23 protein-coding genes and 1 pseudogene are annotated in these 21663 nt (G+C 56.7%); 21 read left to right on the top strand and 3 right to left on the bottom strand.

Going from position 1 to position 21663, the window contains the following annotated elements; all coding sequences use genetic code 11:
- The first annotated feature begins 172 nt into the window (after positions 1-172).
- Together OLZ32_RS32805 and OLZ32_RS32800 are read left to right on the top strand one after the other, a co-directional pair.
- On the top strand, positions 173-1612 hold the full coding sequence (locus tag OLZ32_RS32805) for a Mur ligase family protein (RefSeq protein ID WP_264424475.1): 1440 nt from the start codon (positions 173-175) through the stop codon (positions 1610-1612).
- Positions 1613-1670: 58 nt separating this feature from the next.
- A complete protein-coding gene (locus OLZ32_RS32800; protein ID WP_264424474.1) occupies positions 1671-2453 on the top strand; it encodes a class I SAM-dependent methyltransferase in 783 nt (260 codons plus the stop codon).
- A gap of 77 nt (positions 2454-2530) precedes the next feature.
- Here the strand turns inward: OLZ32_RS32800 and OLZ32_RS32795 are convergent, their stop codons facing one another.
- Positions 2531-3811 carry an ABC transporter substrate-binding protein gene (locus tag OLZ32_RS32795; protein ID WP_264424473.1) on the bottom strand — a complete coding sequence of 427 codons (1281 nt, stop codon included), beginning with the start codon at positions 3809-3811 and terminating at the stop codon, positions 2531-2533.
- A 247-nt stretch (positions 3812-4058) separates the two neighbouring features.
- Here OLZ32_RS32795 and phnF point away from each other — a divergent pair, with 247 nt between their 5' ends.
- The 15 genes from phnF (at position 4059) to OLZ32_RS32720 (ending at position 16628) form a co-directional block, all read left to right on the top strand.
- Complete coding sequence (phnF, locus tag OLZ32_RS32790; protein WP_264424472.1) at positions 4059-4811, top strand: phosphonate metabolism transcriptional regulator PhnF; 753 nt, start codon at positions 4059-4061, stop codon at positions 4809-4811.
- Between the two features lie 173 nt (positions 4812-4984).
- The gene (gene phnG / locus OLZ32_RS32785) at positions 4985-5446 is read left to right on the top strand and encodes a phosphonate C-P lyase system protein PhnG (protein ID WP_264424528.1); all 462 of its coding nucleotides are present in this window, start codon (positions 4985-4987) and stop codon (positions 5444-5446) included.
- A complete protein-coding gene (gene phnH / locus OLZ32_RS32780; protein ID WP_264424471.1) occupies positions 5446-6039 on the top strand; it encodes a phosphonate C-P lyase system protein PhnH in 594 nt (197 codons plus the stop codon). Before phnG ends, phnH begins: the two co-directional genes overlap by 1 nt.
- Positions 6030-7109 carry a carbon-phosphorus lyase complex subunit PhnI gene (locus OLZ32_RS32775; RefSeq protein ID WP_264424470.1) on the top strand — a complete coding sequence of 360 codons (1080 nt, stop codon included), beginning with the start codon at positions 6030-6032 and terminating at the stop codon, positions 7107-7109. The genes phnH and OLZ32_RS32775 overlap by 10 nt, the downstream gene beginning before the upstream one ends.
- Positions 7106-7978, top strand: coding sequence for an alpha-D-ribose 1-methylphosphonate 5-phosphate C-P-lyase PhnJ (locus OLZ32_RS32770; RefSeq protein ID WP_319641145.1), 873 nt, complete (start codon positions 7106-7108; stop codon positions 7976-7978). The genes OLZ32_RS32775 and OLZ32_RS32770 overlap by 4 nt, the downstream gene beginning before the upstream one ends.
- On the top strand, positions 7975-8766 hold the full coding sequence (locus tag OLZ32_RS32765; protein WP_264424469.1) for an ATP-binding cassette domain-containing protein: 792 nt from the start codon (positions 7975-7977) through the stop codon (positions 8764-8766). Before OLZ32_RS32770 ends, OLZ32_RS32765 begins: the two co-directional genes overlap by 4 nt.
- Before the next feature lie 25 nt (positions 8767-8791).
- Positions 8792-9934 carry an alpha-D-ribose 1-methylphosphonate 5-triphosphate diphosphatase gene (locus tag OLZ32_RS32760; RefSeq protein ID WP_264424468.1) on the top strand — a complete coding sequence of 381 codons (1143 nt, stop codon included), beginning with the start codon at positions 8792-8794 and terminating at the stop codon, positions 9932-9934.
- A gap of 20 nt (positions 9935-9954) precedes the next feature.
- The gene (locus OLZ32_RS32755) at positions 9955-10941 is read left to right on the top strand and encodes a metallophosphoesterase family protein (protein ID WP_264424467.1); all 987 of its coding nucleotides are present in this window, start codon (positions 9955-9957) and stop codon (positions 10939-10941) included.
- A complete protein-coding gene (gene phnL / locus OLZ32_RS32750; RefSeq protein ID WP_264424466.1) occupies positions 10931-11680 on the top strand; it encodes a phosphonate C-P lyase system protein PhnL in 750 nt (249 codons plus the stop codon). The genes OLZ32_RS32755 and phnL overlap by 11 nt, the downstream gene beginning before the upstream one ends.
- A 99-nt stretch (positions 11681-11779) precedes the next feature.
- Positions 11780-12955 (top strand): ABC transporter ATP-binding protein, encoded by a 1176-nt coding sequence (locus OLZ32_RS32745; protein WP_264424465.1) that lies wholly within the window; start codon positions 11780-11782, stop codon positions 12953-12955.
- Complete coding sequence (locus tag OLZ32_RS32740) at positions 12952-13905, top strand: carbohydrate ABC transporter permease (RefSeq protein ID WP_264424464.1); 954 nt, start codon at positions 12952-12954, stop codon at positions 13903-13905. Before OLZ32_RS32745 ends, OLZ32_RS32740 begins: the two co-directional genes overlap by 4 nt.
- Entirely contained in the window at positions 13905-14750 is an 846-nt protein-coding gene (locus OLZ32_RS32735) for a carbohydrate ABC transporter permease (RefSeq protein ID WP_264424462.1), read from the top strand. The genes OLZ32_RS32740 and OLZ32_RS32735 overlap by 1 nt, the downstream gene beginning before the upstream one ends.
- The gene (locus tag OLZ32_RS32730) at positions 14747-15499 is read left to right on the top strand and encodes a DUF1045 domain-containing protein (RefSeq protein WP_264424460.1); all 753 of its coding nucleotides are present in this window, start codon (positions 14747-14749) and stop codon (positions 15497-15499) included. The genes OLZ32_RS32735 and OLZ32_RS32730 overlap by 4 nt, the downstream gene beginning before the upstream one ends.
- A complete protein-coding gene (phnN, locus tag OLZ32_RS32725; RefSeq protein WP_264424458.1) occupies positions 15496-16086 on the top strand; it encodes a phosphonate metabolism protein/1,5-bisphosphokinase (PRPP-forming) PhnN in 591 nt (196 codons plus the stop codon). The genes OLZ32_RS32730 and phnN overlap by 4 nt, the downstream gene beginning before the upstream one ends.
- Positions 16083-16628 (top strand): DMT family transporter, encoded by a 546-nt coding sequence (locus OLZ32_RS32720; protein ID WP_264424457.1) that lies wholly within the window; start codon positions 16083-16085, stop codon positions 16626-16628. Before phnN ends, OLZ32_RS32720 begins: the two co-directional genes overlap by 4 nt.
- On the opposite strand, the pseudogene OLZ32_RS32715 reads toward OLZ32_RS32720, so the two are convergent.
- Positions 16603-16732 (bottom strand): annotated as a pseudogene (locus OLZ32_RS32715) (IS5/IS1182 family transposase); the annotation flags it as partial. The gene OLZ32_RS32720 and the pseudogene OLZ32_RS32715 overlap by 26 nt on opposite strands.
- A 161-nt stretch (positions 16733-16893) precedes the next feature.
- Entirely contained in the window at positions 16894-17811 is a 918-nt protein-coding gene (gene aepX, locus OLZ32_RS32710; protein WP_406649189.1) for a phosphoenolpyruvate mutase, read from the bottom strand.
- Between the two features lie 291 nt (positions 17812-18102).
- On the opposite strand from aepX, the gene OLZ32_RS32705 reads away from it, so the two are divergent.
- From OLZ32_RS32705 to OLZ32_RS32690, 4 genes are all read left to right on the top strand, one after another.
- Positions 18103-18786, top strand: coding sequence for a GntR family transcriptional regulator (locus tag OLZ32_RS32705; protein ID WP_264424454.1), 684 nt, complete (start codon positions 18103-18105; stop codon positions 18784-18786).
- Between the two features lie 601 nt (positions 18787-19387).
- The gene (locus OLZ32_RS32700; protein WP_406649215.1) at positions 19388-20566 is read left to right on the top strand and encodes a cytochrome P450; all 1179 of its coding nucleotides are present in this window, start codon (positions 19388-19390) and stop codon (positions 20564-20566) included.
- Positions 20567-20603: 37 nt separating this feature from the next.
- Positions 20604-20852, top strand: a complete 249-nt coding sequence (locus OLZ32_RS32695) for a ferredoxin (protein ID WP_264396719.1) — start codon at positions 20604-20606, stop codon at positions 20850-20852.
- Between the two features lie 213 nt (positions 20853-21065).
- Positions 21066-21554 carry a nuclear transport factor 2 family protein gene (locus tag OLZ32_RS32690; protein WP_264424450.1) on the top strand — a complete coding sequence of 163 codons (489 nt, stop codon included), beginning with the start codon at positions 21066-21068 and terminating at the stop codon, positions 21552-21554.
- The last annotated feature ends 109 nt before the right edge of the window (positions 21555-21663 follow it).

Below are 21663 nucleotides of genomic sequence, written 5' to 3'. Positions count from 1 at the left end.
GCCGCTGGAGAAAAATTTAGTCCCAGAGTCCACAGTTGGTGGCTCATAACAGTGGGATGAAGAAGCTTAGACCTCTCCGGCGGTCATATGCGATCTGCCTTGTAGATGAAATTTCGCATCTTTAGTCGTCGATCAGCGGTTGTGATTTCCGACAATGAGGGACGGCAAGTCTATGGACAACTCAGTTTACGGTCGCCAGAGCGGACATTCTGACGGACATCTGCATGTATTGATCGACGCTGTGAACGAGGACGCGCTGGCTCTGGCCCGGTACCTTTCTCGTCGCGGCAGGCACGTAACCATTCTTCACGCGGGGAACGGTGAACCCGAAAGCGTTCAAGAGACTTTTGGTGATGAAGGCGGAAAGGTCGATTTCCGCCTCCGAACCGAGATTACAGATATTGACGATGCGGAAGCGCTCCTCGTTTCCCTTTCGACGCCGCCGCGGGATCTCATTATCGATCACGCCCGGTCCAAGGGCATCAAACTAACCAATCTCGCGGATACTATTCTGCGCGATGCGTCCGGTCCCACGATCGGAGTGACGGGCTCAGCTGGAAAGACGACGACGACATTTCTGCTGACCGCAATCCTGCGGGATTCGGGGTTTGATGTCCTCGGTTCGACGGACTATAGGCTCACACCTTCCGGGCCTGGAAAAGCAATGTTGGAAGCAATCGGGTCACGCAATGATACTCTCTGGTCGGTGGTTGAATTGACCAGCCATCACCTGGACTATGTCACGACTAGCCCTTCGATTGGGATCGTCACCAATCTTTTTCCGGATCATCAGGACTGGCACGGTTCCCTCGAAGCCTATCGAAGTGCAAAGCAAAATCTGTTGCGCTTTCAGAAGAGCGGCGACGTGGCGGTGCTTAATTTCGATGATCCTGAAGTCCGCGGAAATTTTCACGGGCTCGGGCGGGGACGCGAAATCTACTTCAGCGCACTGGACAACATAACAGATGGAGTCGTAGTCGCGGACGGTCATATCGCCTCGCGTTGCAGGGGAAGGTACGACAGGATTTGCCCCGTTTCAGAATTAAGAGTGCCTTCGCATCATATTCCAAATGCTTTGGCGGCTGCGACAGTTGCCATTGAGCTAGGGGTCGACTGGGAAACGTTGCGCGACGGTCTGATTAGATTCCGAGGCTTGCCCCAGCGGTGTCAATTTCTCGGCACGCTAAACGGCGTCGAGATATACGACGACACGATCGGCATGAATCCTCGCAAAGCCTTGAAAGGTCTGGAGACTTTTCCGGACAATTCGCTGATTGTTGTCTCCGGAGGCGTGCTTCAATCGCAGGGCGGAGAAAAGCGGGTCAGCAGCCTAATGGAGAAGGCCGACCTGGGACTATTTTGCGAAATGCTGCTCAGAAAAGCAAAAAGCATTGTACTTTTCGACGAAGGCGGCGATGTGATCGAGCGGACCCTTGCCAAAACCGGCAGAGGTACGCCACGAGTTATTCGCGCAGAAGGCTTCGAAGCCGCAGTCCTTCAAGCCGTCGAAGCGGCGCATGACGGTATGCGGCTACTGATTTCTCCCGTCTTTTATAATCCGCCGTCGGATATGCGGCGATTCCTCGAAGGTCTGGTCGGCAAGTCCGACTGAAAGGCGGCCTTAGGAGGTTTTAGCAACTCCATATTCTAATCTCATCGAGGGAATACCTATGGAAAACAATATATCCGAGGATCGAAACGCCATAGTACCGATGCGTTTCATTTATCGAAGCGCGGAGTGGTATGAGCGTGTTTATCCTCAAGCAGCGCAATGGGCTGAGGATTGTTTCCAGCTTGTACATCGATTTGCAAAACGGCGGCCGCGCTCTGTTCTGGATATCGGTTGCGGCACAGGGCTGGCGCTCGCTCGTTTTGCCAATCCCGATGTCGAACTGTGCGGCATTGACGCCTTGCCGGTGATGGTTGAAGCCGCACGCCAAAGAAATCCAGAGGCAACGATTGGGCTTGAGGACATGCGCGACCTGCATCTAGGCCGCCGTTTCGACGCCGTTACTATGCTTGGTGGCGTTTTCAGTCATGCAAAGACGCATGAAGATGTCCGCAAGACGATGCAGGTTCTTGTCGATCACACCCACTCAGGCTCCGTCCTCGTCATTGAGGGAGTTAATCCCTGCGCCCTTCTGTCCGGGGCCTCAGGCGGGCGCAACTGGTCCATTGATGTGGAAGCCGACGGCATTTCCTACCGGGGAGATGCCGAGATCTCAACAGATTTGCCAAATTCCTTGTTCCATCTCCAAAGAACCTGGTGGATGGGTGATGAGGTAATCGAAGTAGAGAAAAGTGACCATCGGTTCATGCTGCCGCTTGAAATAAAAGCCCACCTCGATCATCACGGTTTCAGTTTGATCGGATTTGCCGACAATGGGGAATTGCGACCCAGTCATATGAGTGGCGCGCGCGCATGGTCGGTTGCCATCCGCAATGCCGAATGATCCAAACGCTGTAGCTGGAAGAGAAAAAGGCGAGCGTTGACGGCTCGCCTTTCTATTGGATCTGGGGGCTTGCCTGATCAAGCCTGCGGTAGGAGAGCCCGAACTTCGCGGACCATGTCGTCCAGTACCGCCTTCGGTTCGCGGCGCAGTGTCACTACGGACTGGATATGATCCCGGATGAGATCAGTGATCTTAATCGCGTTCTCGCCCGGAAAGCCCGGCCACGGCCCCAAGATTGGCAATTGCTGGACGCCGACCATCGCATTCGGGTGATCCGCGAAAAACTTTCCGAGCATCTCAGGCTGGTTGACCGCGATACTGTTGGCCGGAATATATCCTGTCGTACTGACCAACTTCGTTTGGGTCTCCGGACCGGTCATGAATTTGACGAAATCCCAAGCTGCCTTTTGTCGAACGGGATCCTTGGCCAAGATCATGGCAGCGTTCCCGCCTGTCGGCAGCCTTCCATTCGGCCTCATTGGTAGGTTAGCCGTACGAACCGTGAAATGCCCATCGGCAGCTTTCTCGGCCGAACGGAGATAACTACTGGCAGTGCCAAGAATGCCCATGGTTCCACCCGAGAATGCCTGTCTCGTTTGGTCCAACGACATCTCGATCTGGCCGGCCTCTCCAAATTGCCGGAACATCTCGAGCGCCCACAGGCCTTCGGGTCCATTGAAGGCAACATCCCGTTGGTCGGCAGTCAGAATAGTGCCCCCTTGGCTCATGATGAGGGCCATCCATGTCCAGGCTCCGGAGTGGCCTATGTAAGCATAGTGCAGCCCCATGACCCCATTGCCGAGCGCCCGGATCTTTTTTCCGAGCTCTATGATCTCAGGCCAATCGGACGGCAAACGATCGGGGTTGCCTCCAGCCTTTTCCACAAGGTCCAGATTGTAGAAGAGCGTTGGCGACGAGATCGCGAACGGCAGCCCATAGGATTTGTCGGCGACCTTCGTCATGTCCAGAAGAGACGCCTGGTAACCGAGCGATGCTAGGTCTCCTTCGGCTTCGATCAAGGGATCGAGCGGCACCGCGAGACCACGTTGCGCCAAGAGATTGATGCGGTTGAACCCCTGAAAAGCGACGTCCGGTGCGTCACCGGTGATGGAAGCGCGTAATACCCTCAGTGTTAGGTCATCGTAATCGGGAGAGGGAGTGTCCACGACCACTCGAATGCCCGGACGTTTCGCCATGAAGTCGGCGCTGAGATTGTCGTAAAGTTCCTTTGGTGTGCTTGTGAGAATCCGCAAAGTAATGGGTTTCGATTGCGCGAGAGCTGGAACGGATACAACCGTTCCTGCTGTCAGAGCTGCGGCCCCTCTCAGAAAATTGCGTCGGCTTGACCGGAAATGCATGTCGCTCTCCAATAGCGTTGTTGTTCTCTTTTACCGCCAGTTATTGTCCATCGCGAATGGCGCTAGCCGTTCGGAGATCATCGCGGTTTTCGGTGGTTCTGGCGGCGAGAACATAGTGCAAGCAAGGTTTTGAGAGGTGAAGTCCGTGTGACATACCTTGTAACACCCTGTCGGTCATCCATGCTCCCACCCTTCACGACCTGACGGCGGCATGCGACAATCATAGGATCTGATACAAGGAAATGTCATGGTGACCGACGACGAGGCCAGTCCTATCCCGATGAAGAGAGCTTTACATCTCTGGCAGAAAGTCACCCTGTCGATAGAGAAGGATATTTTGCAGCGACGCCTGTCGCCGGGTGACCGGCTGCCCACGGAAGAGGAACTTGCAAAGCATTTTGATGTTCACCGCAATACGGTTCGCCGTGCGCTGGAGGTCTTGGAAGAGAAGGGGCTCGTCAGGATCGAACACGGACATGGGAGCTTCGTGCAGGAGCGGGTGATCTCACATCCGATGTCGTCGCGAAAATCCTTTCCGTTGATCTTGAAAGGCCTCGATCGCATCGGGAGAGAGGATGTTCTGGAGAGCGCGACAATCCGGCCGACAAAGGAAATAGTCGCGGCGTTGAAGCTTTCAAAAGCACAGTATGTCCGTCGCGTCGACCTTCGCACCGTCGTCGACGACAATCCAATCATGGTCAGCTCAGTATATTTTCCGCTTCCGCGGTTCCACGGCATCGATCAAGCGATCGCGGAAACCCAGTCCGTTCCGAATGGATTGAAAAGGCTCGGTGTCGATGACTTCATTCGATACGAGTCCCGAATTACGACTGGCCAAGCCTCTCGATCCGATGCTTCACTGTTGGCCCAGCCTCGCTCTCAGCCGGTGCTGCAGGTTAAGAACATCATCACTGACGACACCAGCAGGCCAATTCTGTTTTCGGTCATACGCATGTCAGCACGTTGGGTCGAATTGGTGGTTCGATATAACGATATGTAATATATAAAGACCGCACCGTAAGCAAAAATCATGCGAACGCCGGGCATCCGTTTGTATGACCGGCAGGCTTGTCTAGCTTTCGTCACTCAGACGTTACGATCACCTCGGCGGAATAGGGTAATGACCCGGCGACCCAATGATCTCCATCGGGCGCTGTGGACGTAACCAGATTAATGACGCTAGAAACTTCTCTTTTCTCGGACCGTGGTACTTGGATGTCAGTCCTTGCAACTGCCTCCCCGACGCTATTGTCGAATTGCTGGAAAGCCCTCCCGGTAAGGCCTGACTTTACCTGGATCCGCGAACCGCAGTTCGAGACTGTCATGTTGCGCGCCCGTGCGGATGCCGAGGGAGGATGCTTCAACCTCGGCGAAATGACGGTGACGCGTTGCTCCGTGCAGCTTGAAGACGGAACTGTCGGCGTCGGCTGTATCGGAGGACGGGACAAGCGGCATGCCGCGATCGCAGCAGTCGTCGATGCGATGATGCTGGGGCCAGACGGCTCATGGCTTGAATCGGCAAGAAATATCGTACTATCCGCACAGCAGGCTGACAGGATTTCGCAGTCGGAAGTCGCAACAAAGGTGCGTGAAACCGAAGTTTCCTTCTCGATGTCAATCGCTGGAGTCCGCTAATGAGTGGGAAATCTTCGCGGTCAAATGCTGCGTATCAGACTCAGTCGACGTTCCGCGCAGTGTTGAGGGCGTTCAGTTACCCTGGTGAGATCATCAGTACCGAACCTTTCAGCAACACGCCAACGGCGATGGGCGATAGCTTGTTTGCAGCTGCTCTGTGCCTGTTGGATAACGAAACAAAGGTCTGGCTTGACCCTGCCCTCAATACGCAGGAGGTTCGAGATATCCTGCGGATGCAAAACGGAGTTCCGCAGCTCAGCGACCCATCAGAGGCGGATTTCGCGCTAATTGCTGATGCGCCAGCTCTGCTTGACCTGAAAGCCTTTCGCTTTGGCACATTACTAGAGCCGAACCTGTCAACAACCCTTCTGATACAGGTGCCGTCACTTACTGACGGTGAGCCGGCGAGCCTCTCCGGTCCGGGCATCAAGGATGAAAAATCCATTGCTCCGTCAGGATTACCGAAGTGGTTCTGGTCGGCCTGGTTAGATAATGCCTCGAAGTTTCCTCTTGGTCTCGATGTGATCTTTTTTGATGGCGCCAGACTCACGGGACTGCCGCGTTCGGTTCGGGGGACCACAAAATGCTCGTAGCGATCCGGGGCGGGGAACAAGCGATTGAGAATGCGGAACGTCGCGTGTTCGAGCAGCGTCGTGGTGATCCGTCGATACCTGAACTGTCAAATGATCAAATCAGCGAGCAGCTATCGCTGGCCGTCGATCGTGCGATGAACGAGGGCGCCATCTACGACCGGCACGCGGCCAGTCAGGCATTGAAACAAGCACAGGGCGATTCTGTTGAAGCTGCTTTTCTGTTGCGAACGTTTCGAGCAACCTTACCGCGAGCCGGGTATTCGGAGCCGCTAAACACAAGCTCGATGATGATCGAGCGCCGGGTATCTCCGATCGTCAAACAAGCCCCCGGCGAGCAGTTCCTTGGTGCTACCTATGACTACAGCCATAGGCTGCTCAACAATGAGAAGCGGCGTGAGACGGCTGCATCGTTGGACCAGCTGGAGGGTCAGCCTGTCTATGTGGCCCATGTCGCCGCGCAATTGGCCGCCGAAGGCATCGCGGAAGAGCTAGTGCCGGCCCACCGGTTCGAGCAGGTTGCGGATATCACTCAGGCCCCAATCGCCCATCCGGTTCCCCGAGACGCAAGATTGCAGGCCTTGGCGAGGGCCGACGAAGGTTTCCTGACCGGCCTGGCCAACTCTACATTGCAGGGGTGGGGGCAAAACTTCCCACTTTGCGTAGAGGTAAGAATTGGAAAGGTGAACGTCGACTACGTCATTCCGGAGCTCGGTTTTGCGATAACGATTGCGCGGGTGACGCTGAGCGAGTGCGAGATCCTCAATAAGAAACCGGATCTCCAGAAAGCCGAGCCACGGTTCACCAGGGGTTATGGGCTGGCCTTTGGCTACAGTGAAAGACGCGCAATGGCGATCGCCGTAAACGATCGGGCTTTGCGAGGGCGTGAACTCGGCGAGACCATTCAAGCGCCCATCGAGGACGAACAGTTCGTACTGTCGAACGCCGATGGCGTTGATGCCGCCGGCCTGCTTCAAAGCCTGAAACTGCCCCACTACGTCAGCTATCAGGCTGAGGTCGAGCGGCTGCGCGAGATCCAGGCAGCCGCCCGTCATAAGGAGGACCAGCAATGATCCCCATGAATTCGGGCCGAGAAGCGCCGAGTCAGTACAATTCCGGATATCTGAACGAAACGACGAAACGGGCGTTGCGGCGCGCTATTCTGAAGGCCGTCTGCATTCCCGGGTTTCAGGTTCCGATTGCTGGCTACGAGATGCCACTCCCTCCAGGCTGGGGAACGGGTGGAATGCAGGTGACCTCGGCATTGATCGGCCAGGGCGACGTTTTGAAGGTCATCGACCAAGGCGCGGACGATTCCATCAATGCAACCAGCATTCGAAAATTCTTCGAGCGGGTTACCGATATCAGGACAACCTTCCGCACGGCGGACGCGACCATCATCCAGTCCCGTCATCGGATTCCGGAAGACCAACTCACTGAAAACCAGATCGTTGTGCTCCAGGTGCCGGTGCCAGAGCCGATGCGATACATGGAACCGTCCGACGCGATCACTCGTCGGCAACATGCCTTTCAGGATTACGGCATGCTGTATGTCCGCCTTTATGAAGATAAAGTCAGGGCTGGTGACGCCAAGAGTGGCACAAACCATCCAGTGCGCGTAAACGGACGCTATTTCGCGGCTCCTTCACCCATTCCGACTTACGATAATCCTAGGCTTGATGGCAGCCCAGCTCTGGTCCTTTTTGGCGCTGGTCGCAACCGTCGCATCTATGCGATCCCACCCTACACGAGGGTTGAGAGCCTCTCATTTGACGACCAAACTTTTTCCCCGAGCCGACCGGCGGGTAAGTGCAGCCTTTGTGGGTCAGACGAGACATATCTTGACATAGTCGCCGGCGACGACGGTGAACGCAGCTTTACCTGCTCCGACACCTCATTCTGTGCGGCCCGGCGCGAGAAGACTTCCGGAGATCGGCCATGAACGGCATATCCCGCCCTCACATTGTCTTACGCGCGACCGATCTTCGCAAAAGCTTTGCTCCAAACCGCTTGGTATGTCGACATACCTCACTTGAGGTTGCTGCGGGTGAAATCGTCGTCATTCTCGGCGAGAGCGGTTCCGGAAAGAGTACGCTTCTGCGATGTCTTGGGGGGCAGCTCGAGCCGGACGCCGGCGTCGTCGAAATTCAAAACGAAAGCGGTGTCCTCCAAGCCATATGGGCTCTCCAAGAGGAGGAGCGCGTTCGTCTGCTCCGGTCTGATGTCGGCTTCTTCCAACAGCGGCCGCAGGACGGTCTGCGGATGAACGTCACGGCTGGCGCAAACATCGCTGAGTCGCTTGCCCTGCTCGGGCTGCGGGAGTTCACGACCATGCGGCAGTCCGCCAACGACTGGCTTGAAAGCGTCGAAATAGACGCCGACCGCATTGATGATCTACCAGGTTCGTTTTCAGGCGGCATGCAGCAAAGGCTGCAGCTGGCGCGCAGCTTGGTGAAGCGGCCGAAGCTGCTTCTCATGGACGAACCGACGGGCGGGCTTGATGTTTCGGTCCAGGCCAAAATCCTCGATCTTCTCAGAAAACTGGTGCGCAACCTGAAAGTTGCTGTCCTGCTTGTCACTCATGACCTTGGCGTCGCGCGGATGTTGGCTGACAGAATCATCGTCCTCAAGTCTGGCGCGATTGTCGAAGAGGGCATCGCAGATCAGATCCTCGACGACCCCCATCACCCCTATACGCAACTACTCGTGTCGTCAGTGCTGCGCGCCTAATTCAATTGCATATTGGAGAATAGAAATGACGAAGATGACTTTCGGCAATGCGCAAGTCGTACTCTTGGACAAGACAGTAGAGGGGACCGTCTCGATCGAGGACGGTTTGATCACTGAGATCAATGCAACAGAGCAGGTGCCCGTCGACGCTGTCGACTTTGATGGCGACGTCCTCATGCCGGGCCTGGTTGATCTTCACAGCGATCATCTGGAAAAGCATATCATGCCACGCGCCGGCGTATACTGGCATGCTCTTTCTGCGGCCGTTTCGTACGATGCTCAAGTCATCAGCTCCGGCATTACCACCATGCTCGACAGTTTCGGACTGGTGGGAGAAGAATTCGATAGCGACCGGAACGCGGCCCTGTCGCGCATGATATCGGGCATGAAGGAAGCAGTGGACGCAGGTCTTTTGCGAGCAGATCATTACATGCACCTGCGCTGCGAGATCATCGAACCCGATATCGTCGAGCGGTTTTCGGCATTGCAAGACAATCCTCTTCTGAAGCTTGTCTCCCTGATGGATCATACCCCGGGTCAACGAACATTCCCGGACCCCGCCAAGTGGAAGGCTCACCAGAAGCGCCGCACTGGCGCCTCGGACGATGCGCTCGACGCTATCTTTGCGGCTCGGCAGGAGGCACGCGATCGTTTTGCCGCGCCCAACCGTCGCGCCATCGCCGAAATCTGCAACCGGAAAGGGATCGCTGTCGCAAGCCATGATGACACGATCCCGGAAGAAGTGCTGGAGGCTGAAGAACTCGGCAATCGCATTTCAGAATTCCCGACGACCCGGATCGCCGCAGCGGAGGCTCGGGCGCGCAACATGAAGGTTGTTATGGGAGGCCCGAACATTGTGCGGGGCGGATCGCATATCGGCAATTTCTCAGCTGGCGAATGCGCAAAACTGGGCCTGCTCGATATTCTGGCATCCGACTACATTCCGGCAAGTATGTTGCATGCGGCGTTCCTCTTGACCGACGAGGAGATCGGTTGGTCGTTGCCTCGCGCCGTGGCCACGGTGACGTCGACTCCGGCAGAGTGCGTCGGTCTTCATGATCGAGGAGAAATTGCCGTCGGAAAACGTGCCGACATTCTTCGGGTGCGGATGCACAACGGCCTTCCGGTTGTCCAGTCGGTTTGGAGCGCCGGGCGCGCCGTCTATTGATGACAAGAGGCAGAAAAATCATGTCGAATTCTCCGTCTATTGCATTCGTTTCCGATCCACATCTGTCCCAAGACAGACCATTCTTCCAGTTCAACTGGGAAATCCTTCTCGACGAGTTGTCTCAACGTCCTCCGGAACTCGTCATCGTAGGCGGGGATATTACTCTCGATGGTGCAAGCAATGCCGCGGATCTTCAGTTTGCGAGGCAACAGCTAGACCGTCTTCCGTGCCCATGGTTGGCTGTTCCCGGAAACCACGATATCGGCGATCTCGCCACCTCCGCGCATGTTGTATCGCGGGTGACGGAAGCGCATCGAAATTCTTATCTGGATGCCATTGGAAAGGACTTCTGGTCCTTTGATTTCGGCAATTGGCGACTAGTCGGGCTTAACAGCATGATCTTTGGCTCGGGCTTGCCATCGGAAGCTGAGCAGGAGGCATTCCTGGAGCAGGCAATCTTGGATGCAGGAACGCGACAGGTTGCCGTTCTTTCCCATATCGCCGTCTGTGACAACGCGCTGTCAGAGGTGGATTACACCGGTTGGTTCATGCCGGAAGAAACGAGAACGATGCTTGGCCGCTACATTAATGGCGGCAAGATCCAGCTCTTCCTCAGCGGCGACATGCATCAAAGCCGGGATCGGACCATTGATGGCGTGCGTTATATCTGGGCGTCGAGCACCGCATTCGTCACCGATATGATGGAAGAGTGGCGACCGAAGTTTGGTGGCCGTAAGCGCGTGGGATGGACTGAGCTGCAGCTTGGCGGGGAGGTTAGCGCGCAGGTGCATGAACCGCGTCGGATGGTGGATTTCGATCTTGGTAACTGGGTGCAGGATGGCGCCGCTCTGTACTACGAGTTTGCCCGTGGAAGCCGTTTCACTGGTTTCGGAAGCGCGAAGGACACAGCCGCGCAGGCGCCAACGCTCCCGCAAGGCAGAGATATCCGATTTTTTGGGGCGAGCCTCTCAGAGCATCTAGAGAACAGAACCGAATATGAAGTGTAACAATCAGCCTAGCGTCCTTCATGCGACGGGACTGTCAAAGAGCTTCACCCTGCATACGCAGGGTGGGGCAGTTATTCCCGTGTTCAATGACGTATCATTTGACCTTGGTACCGGCGAATGCCTTTGCTTGCACGGCCCGTCGGGCGCAGGCAAATCAACACTACTTCGCGCACTATATGCAAATTATAAACTCGATGAAGGCGAGGTCCTGATCCTCTTCAATGAGACTATCATTGATATTACCAAGGCAACGCACTGGGAGATCAACGAGCTGAGGCGGCAGGCCATTGGATACGTCAGCCAGTTCCTGCGGGTCATCCCTCGTGTATCGACACTCGAGATAGTCGCCGGGCCGTTGCTGGATGCAGGCGCCTCCGAAATTGAAGCGCGCGCTGCTGCCGCTGCCATACTGGAGCGATTGCGCATACCAGAACGCCTTTGGTCCTTGGCTCCTGCGACATTTTCGGGCGGCGAACAGCAGCGGATCAACATCGCTCGTGGTTTCGTCATCGATTACCCCATTCTCTTGCTCGATGAGCCGACGGCTTCCCTAGACGCTGCCAATCGAGCAACCGTTGTTGACTTAATCAACGATGCCAAAGGCCGCGGAACCGCCGTGGTCGGCATATTTCATGACCATGAAGTCCGTGACGCCGTGTGCGACAGGCTATTTGAATTGGCCGGTCCCCTTGTCAGTCACTCAACACGAGGATTCTCGAAATGCGCGGCCATCGTATGACAGGACCTTGTCTTGCACCCTTATCCACACTAGAAAGTCGCATCGGACCGCACTCATGCCGACGACTGCGATTTCAACTGCTTCATAGGACGGCAGCGCATGGCGAGCATTAAGTTCGAGAATATACAGAAATCCTTTGCTTTAACGTCCGTGCTCTCCGACGTTTCGCTTCACATTGCCGATGGCGAGTTCCTGACCTTGCTCGGGCCGTCAGGCTGCGGAAAGTCGACGCTTTTGCGCATTCTGGCGGGGCTCGAGGTGCAGACGGGTGGGTCGGTAGCGATCGGCGATCACGTCGTCGATGGCGTGCGTCCGAAACGGCGCGATGTCGCCATGGTCTTCCAGTCCTACGCGCTTTATCCGCATATGACGGTGCAGGACAATATGAGCGTTCCGCTCAGGATGCGGCGGCTTTCGGCCTGGCAGCGCCTGCCGTTGCTGGGCCGCTTTTTGCCCGGCACGAAACCGGCCCTTGCCGAGATCGAACTCGATGTGATGCGCACGGCCAAGGCGCTTGGCATCGGCCATCTGCTCGCCCGTAAGCCCGGTCAGCTCTCCGGTGGCCAGCGCCAACGCGTCGCTGTTGGCCGCGCCATGGTGCGTAAACCCGCCGTCTTCTTGATGGACGAGCCGCTGTCGAACCTCGACGCCAAGCTGCGCGTGCAGATGCGGGCGGAGATCAAGGAACTGCACCAGCGGCTCGGCGTCACCTTCGTCTACGTCACCCACGATCAGTCCGAGGCGATGACCATGTCGGATCGCGTCGCAGTGATGCTCGATGGTGAGCTGCTGCAGGTCGCTCCGCCGCAGGAGATCTATGCCGAGCCAGATGATCGCCGCGTCGCCGAGTTCATCGGCTCACCCAAGATCAACATGCTCGACGCCAAGGTCCTGGAGGCCGGGCTTGCCAGCACCGCCGGCACTCACTTCACGGTGTCGGGCGACATTGCATCGGGAACCGGCCTCACACTGGGCATCCGCCCGGAGGCCTTCCATGTTGTCGAAGGCCACGGCCCGAACGCTCTGACCGGCGCCGTGCGGCTGGTCGAGCACATGGGCTCCGACCTCTTCGTCCATTTGAATGTTCCCGCAATGGATCAGCCGGTTGTCGCCAGGCTGCTGGCCGAGCGCGCGCCGCAGATCAGCCCGGGCCAGACCCTGCATCTCGGCGTCAAGCCGGATCGCTTGCTTATGTTCGCCACCGATGGCCGACGGCTGCGTGGTAACGACCACAGCGATGCAAAGGTGCTGCGGATGAAGGAGCGCATGCAATGACCATGGCTTCTTCGACGGTGCCGGAAAGGGCCGGCGTCGCAACGGACACCGTTGCGGCCCGCAGGGCGCTGCGCAATCAGCGCATTGCGGAGGCCCTGTCGGCCTGGTCTCTCGCCGGTCCGGCGCTCGTCCTGCTTGTGGTCCTATTCTTCCTGCCGGTCTTTGCCGTCTTTGCCATCGCGCTTACCGACTGGCACTTCGGCGGAAGTACGCTTTCCTTTGTCGGATTCGACAATTTCAGGGAAGTATTCGCCGATGAAGGCTTCCGCGCCTCCTTCGTCAACACCACCGTTTATGTCGCTATTGTCGTGCCGGGAACGATCGTGCTCGGCCTTGCGATCGCCCTTTTGATTGAAAGCGGCAAGGGCTTTCGCGCCTTCTATCGCGCCGTCCACTTCCTGCCCTTCATGGCGACGCTGACGGCGATGGCGATCTCCTGGGAGGCGCTGCTGCATCCAACCATCGGCCTCGTCAACCAGGCGCTCGTCACGCTCGGTCTTCCGACCGCCAACTGGCTCCGTGACGAGAACACGGTGCTTCCCGTGCTCGCCGTCATCGGCATCTGGCAGAATCTGGGCTTCGCCATGGTGCTGTTCCTCGCAGGTCTGAAGTCGATCCCTCAGGACCTCTACGATGCAGCGGACATTGACGGCGCGGATCTGTGGCTCGACCGCCTCCGCACCGTGACGCTTCCGATGCTGGGACCGGTGACGATGTTCGTCTTCATCGTCGTGTCGCTGAAAGCGTTCGAGACATTCGACACCGTGCAGGTTCTGACCCAAGGCGGACCGGGGCATGCCTCAGAGATGCTACTCTTTACCCTTTACCGCGAGAGCTTCCAGTATCTGCGCACCGGTTACGGCGCCTCCGTCGCCGTCGTCTTTTTGCTTATCGTCGTGGCGCTCACTCTGATCCAGGCGCGGGCGATGGACAAAAGGATTCACTATTAATGAGCATATCCCATACCCGAGACCTCGCCGTACCAGCGGCCATCATCAGACATGCCGTCCTGCTCATCACAGGTGCGCTGATCCTGGTACCCTTCGTGTGGATGGTGTCTCTGTCGATCAAGCCGCCAGGCGAGATCTTTCGTGCCACCTTCAGCTTTTGGCCGGAGCAGTTCTACGGGCTCGAGAACTATACCAAGGCGCTGACAAGTTCGCCGTTGCCATGCTACATGCTCAACGGCATTTTTGTCTGCGGGACTATCCTCGCGCTTCAGATTGCCGTCTGCGCCCCGGCGGCTTATGCGCTCGCCAAGCTGAACTTCCCTGGTCGCAACTTGCTGTTCGCCCTGGTGCTGATTGCGCTTCTTCTTCCGCACGAGGTGTTGTCACTGCCGCTGTTCATCCTCGGCTACAAGCTCGGGATCCTCAACACTTATGCGGCACTGATCTTCCCTTACGTCGTTTCGCCCTTTGGCATCTTCCTGTTCCGGCAGTTCTTCAAGACTATTCCCGATGACGTCGTCCATGCCGCGCGCCTCGATGGCTTGTCGGAGCTCGCGATCGTCGGCAGGATCATGGTACCGATGGCACTGCCCGCAGTGATCGCCTTCGGCATCTTCTCCGTCGTTTCTCACTGGAACAGCCTGTTCTGGCCGCTGATTGCGGTACGTGACCAAAGCCTTATGCCGCCGCCGCTCGGCATCATGGCTTTCAAGAACGAGGATACGGGGAGTGATTATGGACCGTTAATGGCGGCTTCAACTATTGTCGTCGCTCCCCTCATCATCGCATTCCTCTCCGCCCAGCGATGGTTTGTCGAAGGACTTACCGGGGGAGCCGTGAAATGAAACTTGTTGAGAGGAGCGAGCCGGGACAGGCTGTTCCAGATGGATATTCTGCAAGGGAGACTTGGTATGCCATTTATTATACTCCGGCGGCCGACCACCCGCTGACCCGCGCTGCCGAAACTTGGCTCGGCCGAAGTGCCTTCCCGCCGCGCGAAATTGCTCTCAGGCCTGAGATCGAGCCCGACAGGGAAGCTGTCATTGCGCAGCCGAGGCGATATGGCTTCCACGCAACGTTGAAGGCCCCCTTTCGCCTGGCGAAAGGCAACAGCATCGCGACCCTCGAACAAGCCCTTTCGAAATTTACCCGGGAGAGAAGGCCATGTCCGATTGGCCCGCTCAAACTTAATTTCATGCGAGGATTTTTCGCCTTCGTCCCGCATCATGAAATTCCGGGCCTGCGGGCTTTGGCGAGGGAGATCGTCGAGAAATTTGACCCCTTTCGCGCAGCGGTTGACGAAGCAGAACTGAAGCGACGGCTGCTCGACCCATTGGACGACGAGGAAACGACGCACCTGGTGCGCTGGGGCTATCCATATGTCTTTGATCGGTTTCGTTTTCATATGACGCTTACCGATCGACGCCTGTCTGACAGGAAAGGCGCTTTGCAGTCTGAACTGCAGGAGCACTTCGGGGATCTCCTTACCGAAGATTATCGGGTGGATGCAATCACGCTGTTTGAGCAGAAGCAGCCACTCACTGACTTTACAGTCCGGGCGCGCTTTACCTTGGAGCAAAGGGGTGTTGAATGAAAGGAGCGGAGCGCAATGGGCGTTTGGTGATGATCGTGGGGCCGAGCGGCGCAGGCAAGGATAGCCTGATCGATTACGCACGAGAGCGGCTTAGCGATGACCAAGTTCACTTCGTTCGACGGACCGTCACGCGACCGCCGTCTCCGGGCGAAGACCATAATCCCATGACGGCTGACGATTTCAAGGTTGCCGCCCTGCACGGCGCTTTCGCACTTCACTGGGGGGCGCATGGTCTATACTACGGATTGCCCGTTACTATCGACGATCTGCTCCGTGATAATAAGGTCGTTGTCGCGAACGGCTCAAGATTGATCCTGCCCGCCGCAAACTCGCGATACCCCCGCTTACAGATCGTGAGCGTCAGAGCCGATCCTAAAGTACTTGCGGCACGCCTGAAAGCTCGGGGACGTGAGACGAGCAAAGCTCAAGAAGCTCGCCTTGCGCGAAGCGCACCGGCCGCAGTGGATATCGAGGGTACTTTTGTTATCGAAAATTCTGGAGATCTTTCGGTCGCCGGAAACCGATTGATTGATCTTCTCGTGTCTCGATCAGGAGAAACGATTCGGTCCCAGACTCCGCTCAGATGAATTGCATCACTGAATCTGTCGCCAAAGACCGAGGAGCGAATTCCAGCGCCGGTGAGCCGGATCACCTGAATTTCCCGGAACCACGCAGCAATCGGTTCGCGAGGCTTCGTGGAGATACGCTGGGTTACGTGTTTGTCATAACGGCCGTATTGCTCTTCTCCGCCCAAGACAGCCTCTCAAACTATCTGGGTGAAAGGTATCATCCGATCTTCATAACGATGATCCGTTTTTGGGTGTTTGCGGCATTTGTGCTTTTTCTTGCGTTTCGAAGCCCTGGGGGAGTGAAGTTACTTTCTAAGACAGCGTATCCATTTCTCCAGATTACTCGCGGCGTTTTGCTCCCGACGGAGATAGCAATCTTTGTTTTTGGGTTGGCGCATGTCGGACTCGTATTCACTCAAGCGATTTTTCAATCGACACCCGTCATCGTCACCGTCCTCTCATTATTATTTCTCGGAGAGTGTGTAGGATTGCGGCGCTGGATAGCTGTTGTTGGTGGACAATTTGGCGTTTTGCAACAAAATCCCATTCGCGATCCGTAACATCGCTTGCATATCGGCTCGTCCGACGGACATATTGCCGTCGGGTGGTTTCAGTCTAGGCCATCGTGCTCTCCATCGAATCTTCGCAAATCCGAAGGAATCACAACTGACTGAAATCACTCACATCTTTTTGGGGCAGCCTCTCAGGCTCGCTGTAAGCTGGTTGCCGTAACCAACAATTGGGCAGGCTGTCGCTTGCCACATATCTCTGCGTGTTGTCAGATGTAATCGAAGCCATACGGAGTCTCTCAAGGAGGTGCCCCCTTCATTCATGCTTCGGCAGATAGCGATTTTCAGCCGATGCCAATTCATCATAACGCAAGAGGCCAAAGACCTCGTCGAGTGTGGCAACTACCGCTTCGACTCCGGCAATGCTCTCTTCCGCAGCTATGCGACTGCATACCTCGCGCATCCCGGCGACTGCAGCCCGCATCGCATGATTCGCCCAGATCACAGTCGAGACACCGGCATCTCGATAAGTCGAGACCGGCGTGCGGTAGTATTTGGTCGGCACAATCACGATCGGAAGCTTCTGCCACTGTTTCATGAAGGAGAGAACCTCGTCCGCATCGCTCTTGCGCGAATGAATCAGGATCGCGTCTGCGCCGGCATCGGCATAGGCGTCAGCGCGCTTCAGTGCCTCTTCCAGACCGAAGCCGGCAATCAACGCTTCGGTCCTGGCGACCAGCACGAGGTCGTTCCCTGTTGTGTCTTTGACCGCTTTGAGGCGGCCGGAAAACTCACCGATATCGGCGAGGCGGTGGTGGTCTCCGACGAAGCTATTTACCTTCGGGAAGCCCTTGTCCTCCAGGCAGACGCCGGCGCCCCCGTGCTTCAAGAGCTTCATCGCTAGCAGCCGGGCGTTATTGAAGTTGCCGAACCCCGAGTCGCCGTCGACCAGGATTGGCAGTCCGCTAGCGTCGGCCACGCGCTCCACCACATCGACCAATTCGGTCCAACTCGCCTCGCTGGCGTCGCGATAGCCGAGTGCCGAAGAGATCGAAAGTCCCGAGGCCCAAAGGCCCTTGAAGCCAGCCTGCTTCGCAATCGCCGCCGAGAGTCCATCATGGGCTTCCATAAGGAAAGACAGCTCGCTGGACCATATGAGATCACGTAGCGTCTTCGTCGGGTGCTCAACGGGGCCGATCGGCCCGGCTGTGAAAAGTGCCTGATCCATTGTCATTCCTCCTTCATGAACGAAGGTTGAGCAATCCTGACCGAAAAGGCAATGGACGTATAAAGTATATTTTCAATACGCTTTCGGATAAATCACGCGCCGTCAGGACCTAAAATAATATATTTCAGGACATATGAAAAAATCTATTTATATGGGTTCAGGAAGGAACAACCGCTTGAAGCCGATGGCGCAACCGATGCAATAGTGTGCTTGGCCTTGGTCAACTCCTGCCGCCGGCACTGGATGTTGTTTGATCCCACGAACTTACTCAAATGGACGCCGACAAAGGAGAGCAAGATGTGGTTCTGCGAGAAAACCCCCCAGTGCCGCGGAATAGATATCCCAAAGGCGCGCGCGAAGTCCGACACAGCCTACGATGCTGTCCTCAAATTGCTCTACAGCTACGCCTTGGTGCCGGGACAGCACCTCAGGGACAACGAACTGGCGTCCAAACTCAACATCGGCCGTACTCCTGTACGCGAAGCGCTTATCCGACTTGCAGCTGAAGGAAAGATCATATCCCTTCCTCAAAGGGGCTACTTCACGAGGCCACTCACCGAGTGGGCTCTATTGGACTTATATGCCGTGGTACGAGACATCCTCAGCTCGGCAATAGGGCGCGCGCGGCATCAGTCTCCCTTACGCACCGCCACCTGTAACGAACTGGACCCAGCAGAACTCGCACTTCGAGCGGAGAGGATCTTTAGGGAAATTGCCGAAGCGGCATCGAATTGCGAGATGTGCAAAATCGTTGATAATTTTTGTTTTTGCACTCACCCTTTACGCATGGAAATAACCGCATCCAAGCTTTCTCTATCGTTTGGGAAAAGTCTCGCCAAGCTGGCCGTTGCGATGTCCCACCTTGGCAATGCAACGGGAGTGGTGGAGTCCGCATTGATGAGCCACCTTAGCTTAGAGCAGAGCGCAGTCTCAAGCATTGTGCAAGACATGAACGCACGACGGCTAACACTCTTTCCCTAGTAGCGAGAGGTCCGTGACCAATTCCTCTGTGCAACGAGGAAGGCACGGTTAGCGGTAGGCCCGTACTGGAATGAACTCACCTGCATTTAACGATAACCATGGTGCCGTTTACGGAGCGTTTCCGAAGTGACGAGCACCAAACACAATAACGATCCGCTGCAGGGTCGCTTTTCTGCGGAAGGCGACGTTCCCAAGCAGTGCCAGTCCGGACAATAGGTGGGGTTTGTTCGATTCTCGACGCAGGCGGATTCAGCCAATCTCCTCTTCTGCCTCAAGCTAAACAACTGAAAGGCAATCGCAAATTTGTTCCCTCCGCCAAATCCGCCAAACTGGCACGTGTTTTGAAGACCGTGCTTGGGAGGCGGTGACAGCTGCCGGCTCGTATTCGGAGACGCGCTACTGAGTTCAACGTAAGCGGTGCGCTGTCCGAGATTGGAAGTGCTGTGTCTCGACGATTTCGCTCGCCCCTTTGGTCGAGCAGCTACACGCGGCGGAGAGCCCATGCCTTGCCGGGTAGCGAAGACACCAATTGGCGAATGGTTTGATGGTAGGAGAAACCAAAGTGGTGAGCAAGCCGATCCCAGATCATGTCCCACCCGAGATGGTGAAGGACTTCAGCCTGTTCATGTCGCCCGACATGCAGCGCACGCCCAACGGGGATCCGCACGCAGCTGTCGCTTGCCTCCACGACGGGCCGCCAATCTTTTTTTCTCCCAACAACACGCGCGATGGCCGAGGGACCTGGGTCATCACGCGCGCTAAGGACCAACGCCGAGTGCTACAGGATCCCGAGACCTTTTCCAGCCATCGCAGCATCTTCGCCTCGGCGCTCGGCGAAAACTGGCCGATGATCCCTCTGGAACTCGACCCGCCGGCCCACGCCGTCTTTCGCTCGTTACTCAATCCCCTGTTTTCGCTCGAGCGGGTAATGGAGCTGGAGCCGGTCGTCCGTGAGCGCGCAGTCGCGCTGATCGACAGGATCTCCGCTTCGAGCACAAGTTGTGACGTTATGAAGGATTTCGCCTTTCCCTTTGCGGTGAGCATTTTTCTTTGCCTTTTGGGGCTATCTGATGAGCGGCTCGACATATTTGTGGGCTGGGGGAAGGATCTGCTCCATGGAGACGCTGTCATACGAACGGCGGCAGCGCGGGCGATTGTGCAGTTCATCGATGAACTTGCAACCCTGCGCCGCAAAGATCCGGCCGCTGATTTCATGACCTTCGTCGTTGAAGCTGAGGTCGATGGCCGTCCACTGACCGGCGAGGAGGTCCGTGGCATCGGCGTGCTTTTGTTGGTCGCAGGACTCGACACGGTCGCTACGGCAATAGGCTTCGACTTGGCCTATTTAGCGCGCAGTCCCAAAGATCAAAAATTGCTGCGGAACGAACCGAAACGGATCGTGCCTGCAGCCGAAGAATTGCTGCGGGCCTATTCGACCGTGCAGATGATCCGCGTAGCAAGGAAAGATATCGATTTCGAAGGCGCGCCGATCCGTAAGGGCGACTACATTTCCTGCGCCACGGCGATTGCCAATCGTGATCCCGCGGAATTCGATCACCCCGACACGATCGATCTCGCACGAGAGGACAATCGCCACTCTGCCTTTGCCTGTGGTCCCCACCGTTGTCTTGGCTCGCACCTTGCCCGGCGGGAGATTGTCGTTGGACTCGAGGAGTGGTTGGCCCGCATCCCGGCCTTCCGGATCAAAGAAGGTACGTCGCCCATCACCTTCGGCGGCCAGGTGTTCGGAATTGAGAATGTGATCTTGGACTGGTCCTGATCAAAGGCCGCAGGGGGCACAGACATGGAGGTACCGCATGCGCATCATCGTCCACAATGCCAAATGCCAGGGGCACGCGCGATGCTGGTCGCAAGCGCCCCACGTCTTCAAGCTGGATGAGCACGGCTATATCCTGCCCGGTGACATCGAGGTTGCTGAGAGGGACGAACTCCTCGCGTCACGAGGCGCTCGATCCTGCCCCGATCATGCACTGGAAATTGATCGCTTGCCCGATGAACTACTTGATCGGTTCTTGTTCAATCAAGATCGTGGAGACTTCAAGTGACAAGAGCTTTCCCGGTGCAGGACCGCAACAGCCTGTGCCCGGACATTCAGTCGCTGTGCCAATTCCTCTGCGGTGGCTGTTCACATCGATGCGTAATCGGTGGCCAGTGTTTGCCTACAGCGGAGCTGCCTCAACCGCCGAAACAGTCCGAATAGTTGCTATGTAGCTGATGCGCGAACACGTCTCTTCCACTCTCAGATCCGCGACAAAACCATGGACCACGAAAAAATTGCCGAATTACTCGACCGCGAGGCGATCCGCGACCGTCTCTATCGGTACTGCCGCGGGGTGGACCGCGCGGATGAGGCGGCGCTACGTAGCTCGTACTGGCCCGATGCGCATGACAGTCACGGGGTCTATTCCGGCTCGGCCGAGGCTCTCGTTGAGCTCGCGCTGGGTATCTTCAAGACCAAACCGCGAAACATCCATCAGATCACCAACGTTCTGAACGAGTTCATCGGCCCGGCAAAGGCCGCCGTCGAGAGTTACTTTACGGCTCGGCAACGCGGGCCGGAAAGGGCCAGGAGAATACACCAGGCTCTCCCTTGCGGTCGCTATTGCGACCTGTTTCAGAAGAGGGAAGGGGAATGGCGATACGCCGAGCGCACCGTGGTCTACGATTGGCTTGAGGAGCAGACCCCGCCGGCAGCATCCGAGGTAAAGCGCTTCAGCGGCTCGATCCTCCACCTGGACGAGGGCTGATGCCTGATCCGAAGGTAACCCCGACAGGAACAACTAACGGGGGCTGCGAAACGATTGTCGACCATCTGCCGGGCGGCGTGCGGCGGCCGGTTAAAGCAGTGCCAAGCTT

It is taken from the genome of Rhizobium acaciae (assembly GCF_025941625.1).
GTDB lineage: Bacteria > Pseudomonadota > Alphaproteobacteria > Rhizobiales > Rhizobiaceae > Rhizobium > Rhizobium acaciae.
The sequence above is the reverse complement of the archived record's forward strand: the minus strand, read 5'-3'. Positions and strand labels throughout refer to the sequence as shown.

Coding starts and splice junctions, on each gene's coding strand:
- OLZ32_RS32805 (WP_264424475.1), top strand. CDS start 173: ATGGACAACTCAGTTTACGGTCGCCAGAGCGGACATTCTGACGGACAT.
- OLZ32_RS32800 (WP_264424474.1), top strand. CDS start 1,671: ATGGAAAACAATATATCCGAGGATCGAAACGCCATAGTACCGATGCGT.
- OLZ32_RS32795 (WP_264424473.1), bottom strand. CDS start 3,811: ATGCATTTCCGGTCAAGCCGACGCAATTTTCTGAGAGGGGCCGCAGCT.
- phnF (WP_264424472.1), top strand. CDS start 4,059: ATGGTGACCGACGACGAGGCCAGTCCTATCCCGATGAAGAGAGCTTTA.
- phnG (WP_264424528.1), top strand. CDS start 4,985: ATGACGCTAGAAACTTCTCTTTTCTCGGACCGTGGTACTTGGATGTCA.
- phnH (WP_264424471.1), top strand. CDS start 5,446: ATGAGTGGGAAATCTTCGCGGTCAAATGCTGCGTATCAGACTCAGTCG.
- OLZ32_RS32775 (WP_264424470.1), top strand. CDS start 6,030: ATGCTCGTAGCGATCCGGGGCGGGGAACAAGCGATTGAGAATGCGGAA.
- OLZ32_RS32770 (WP_319641145.1), top strand. CDS start 7,106: ATGATCCCCATGAATTCGGGCCGAGAAGCGCCGAGTCAGTACAATTCC.
- OLZ32_RS32765 (WP_264424469.1), top strand. CDS start 7,975: ATGAACGGCATATCCCGCCCTCACATTGTCTTACGCGCGACCGATCTT.
- OLZ32_RS32760 (WP_264424468.1), top strand. CDS start 8,792: ATGACGAAGATGACTTTCGGCAATGCGCAAGTCGTACTCTTGGACAAG.
- OLZ32_RS32755 (WP_264424467.1), top strand. CDS start 9,955: ATGTCGAATTCTCCGTCTATTGCATTCGTTTCCGATCCACATCTGTCC.
- phnL (WP_264424466.1), top strand. CDS start 10,931: ATGAAGTGTAACAATCAGCCTAGCGTCCTTCATGCGACGGGACTGTCA.
- OLZ32_RS32745 (WP_264424465.1), top strand. CDS start 11,780: ATGGCGAGCATTAAGTTCGAGAATATACAGAAATCCTTTGCTTTAACG.
- OLZ32_RS32740 (WP_264424464.1), top strand. CDS start 12,952: ATGACCATGGCTTCTTCGACGGTGCCGGAAAGGGCCGGCGTCGCAACG.
- OLZ32_RS32735 (WP_264424462.1), top strand. CDS start 13,905: ATGAGCATATCCCATACCCGAGACCTCGCCGTACCAGCGGCCATCATC.
- OLZ32_RS32730 (WP_264424460.1), top strand. CDS start 14,747: ATGAAACTTGTTGAGAGGAGCGAGCCGGGACAGGCTGTTCCAGATGGA.
- phnN (WP_264424458.1), top strand. CDS start 15,496: ATGAAAGGAGCGGAGCGCAATGGGCGTTTGGTGATGATCGTGGGGCCG.
- OLZ32_RS32720 (WP_264424457.1), top strand. CDS start 16,083: ATGAATTGCATCACTGAATCTGTCGCCAAAGACCGAGGAGCGAATTCC.
- aepX (WP_406649189.1), bottom strand. CDS start 17,811: ATGACAATGGATCAGGCACTTTTCACAGCCGGGCCGATCGGCCCCGTT.
- OLZ32_RS32705 (WP_264424454.1), top strand. CDS start 18,103: ATGTGGTTCTGCGAGAAAACCCCCCAGTGCCGCGGAATAGATATCCCA.
- OLZ32_RS32700 (WP_406649215.1), top strand. CDS start 19,388: ATGGTGAAGGACTTCAGCCTGTTCATGTCGCCCGACATGCAGCGCACG.
- OLZ32_RS32695 (WP_264396719.1), top strand. CDS start 20,604: ATGCGCATCATCGTCCACAATGCCAAATGCCAGGGGCACGCGCGATGC.
- OLZ32_RS32690 (WP_264424450.1), top strand. CDS start 21,066: ATGGACCACGAAAAAATTGCCGAATTACTCGACCGCGAGGCGATCCGC.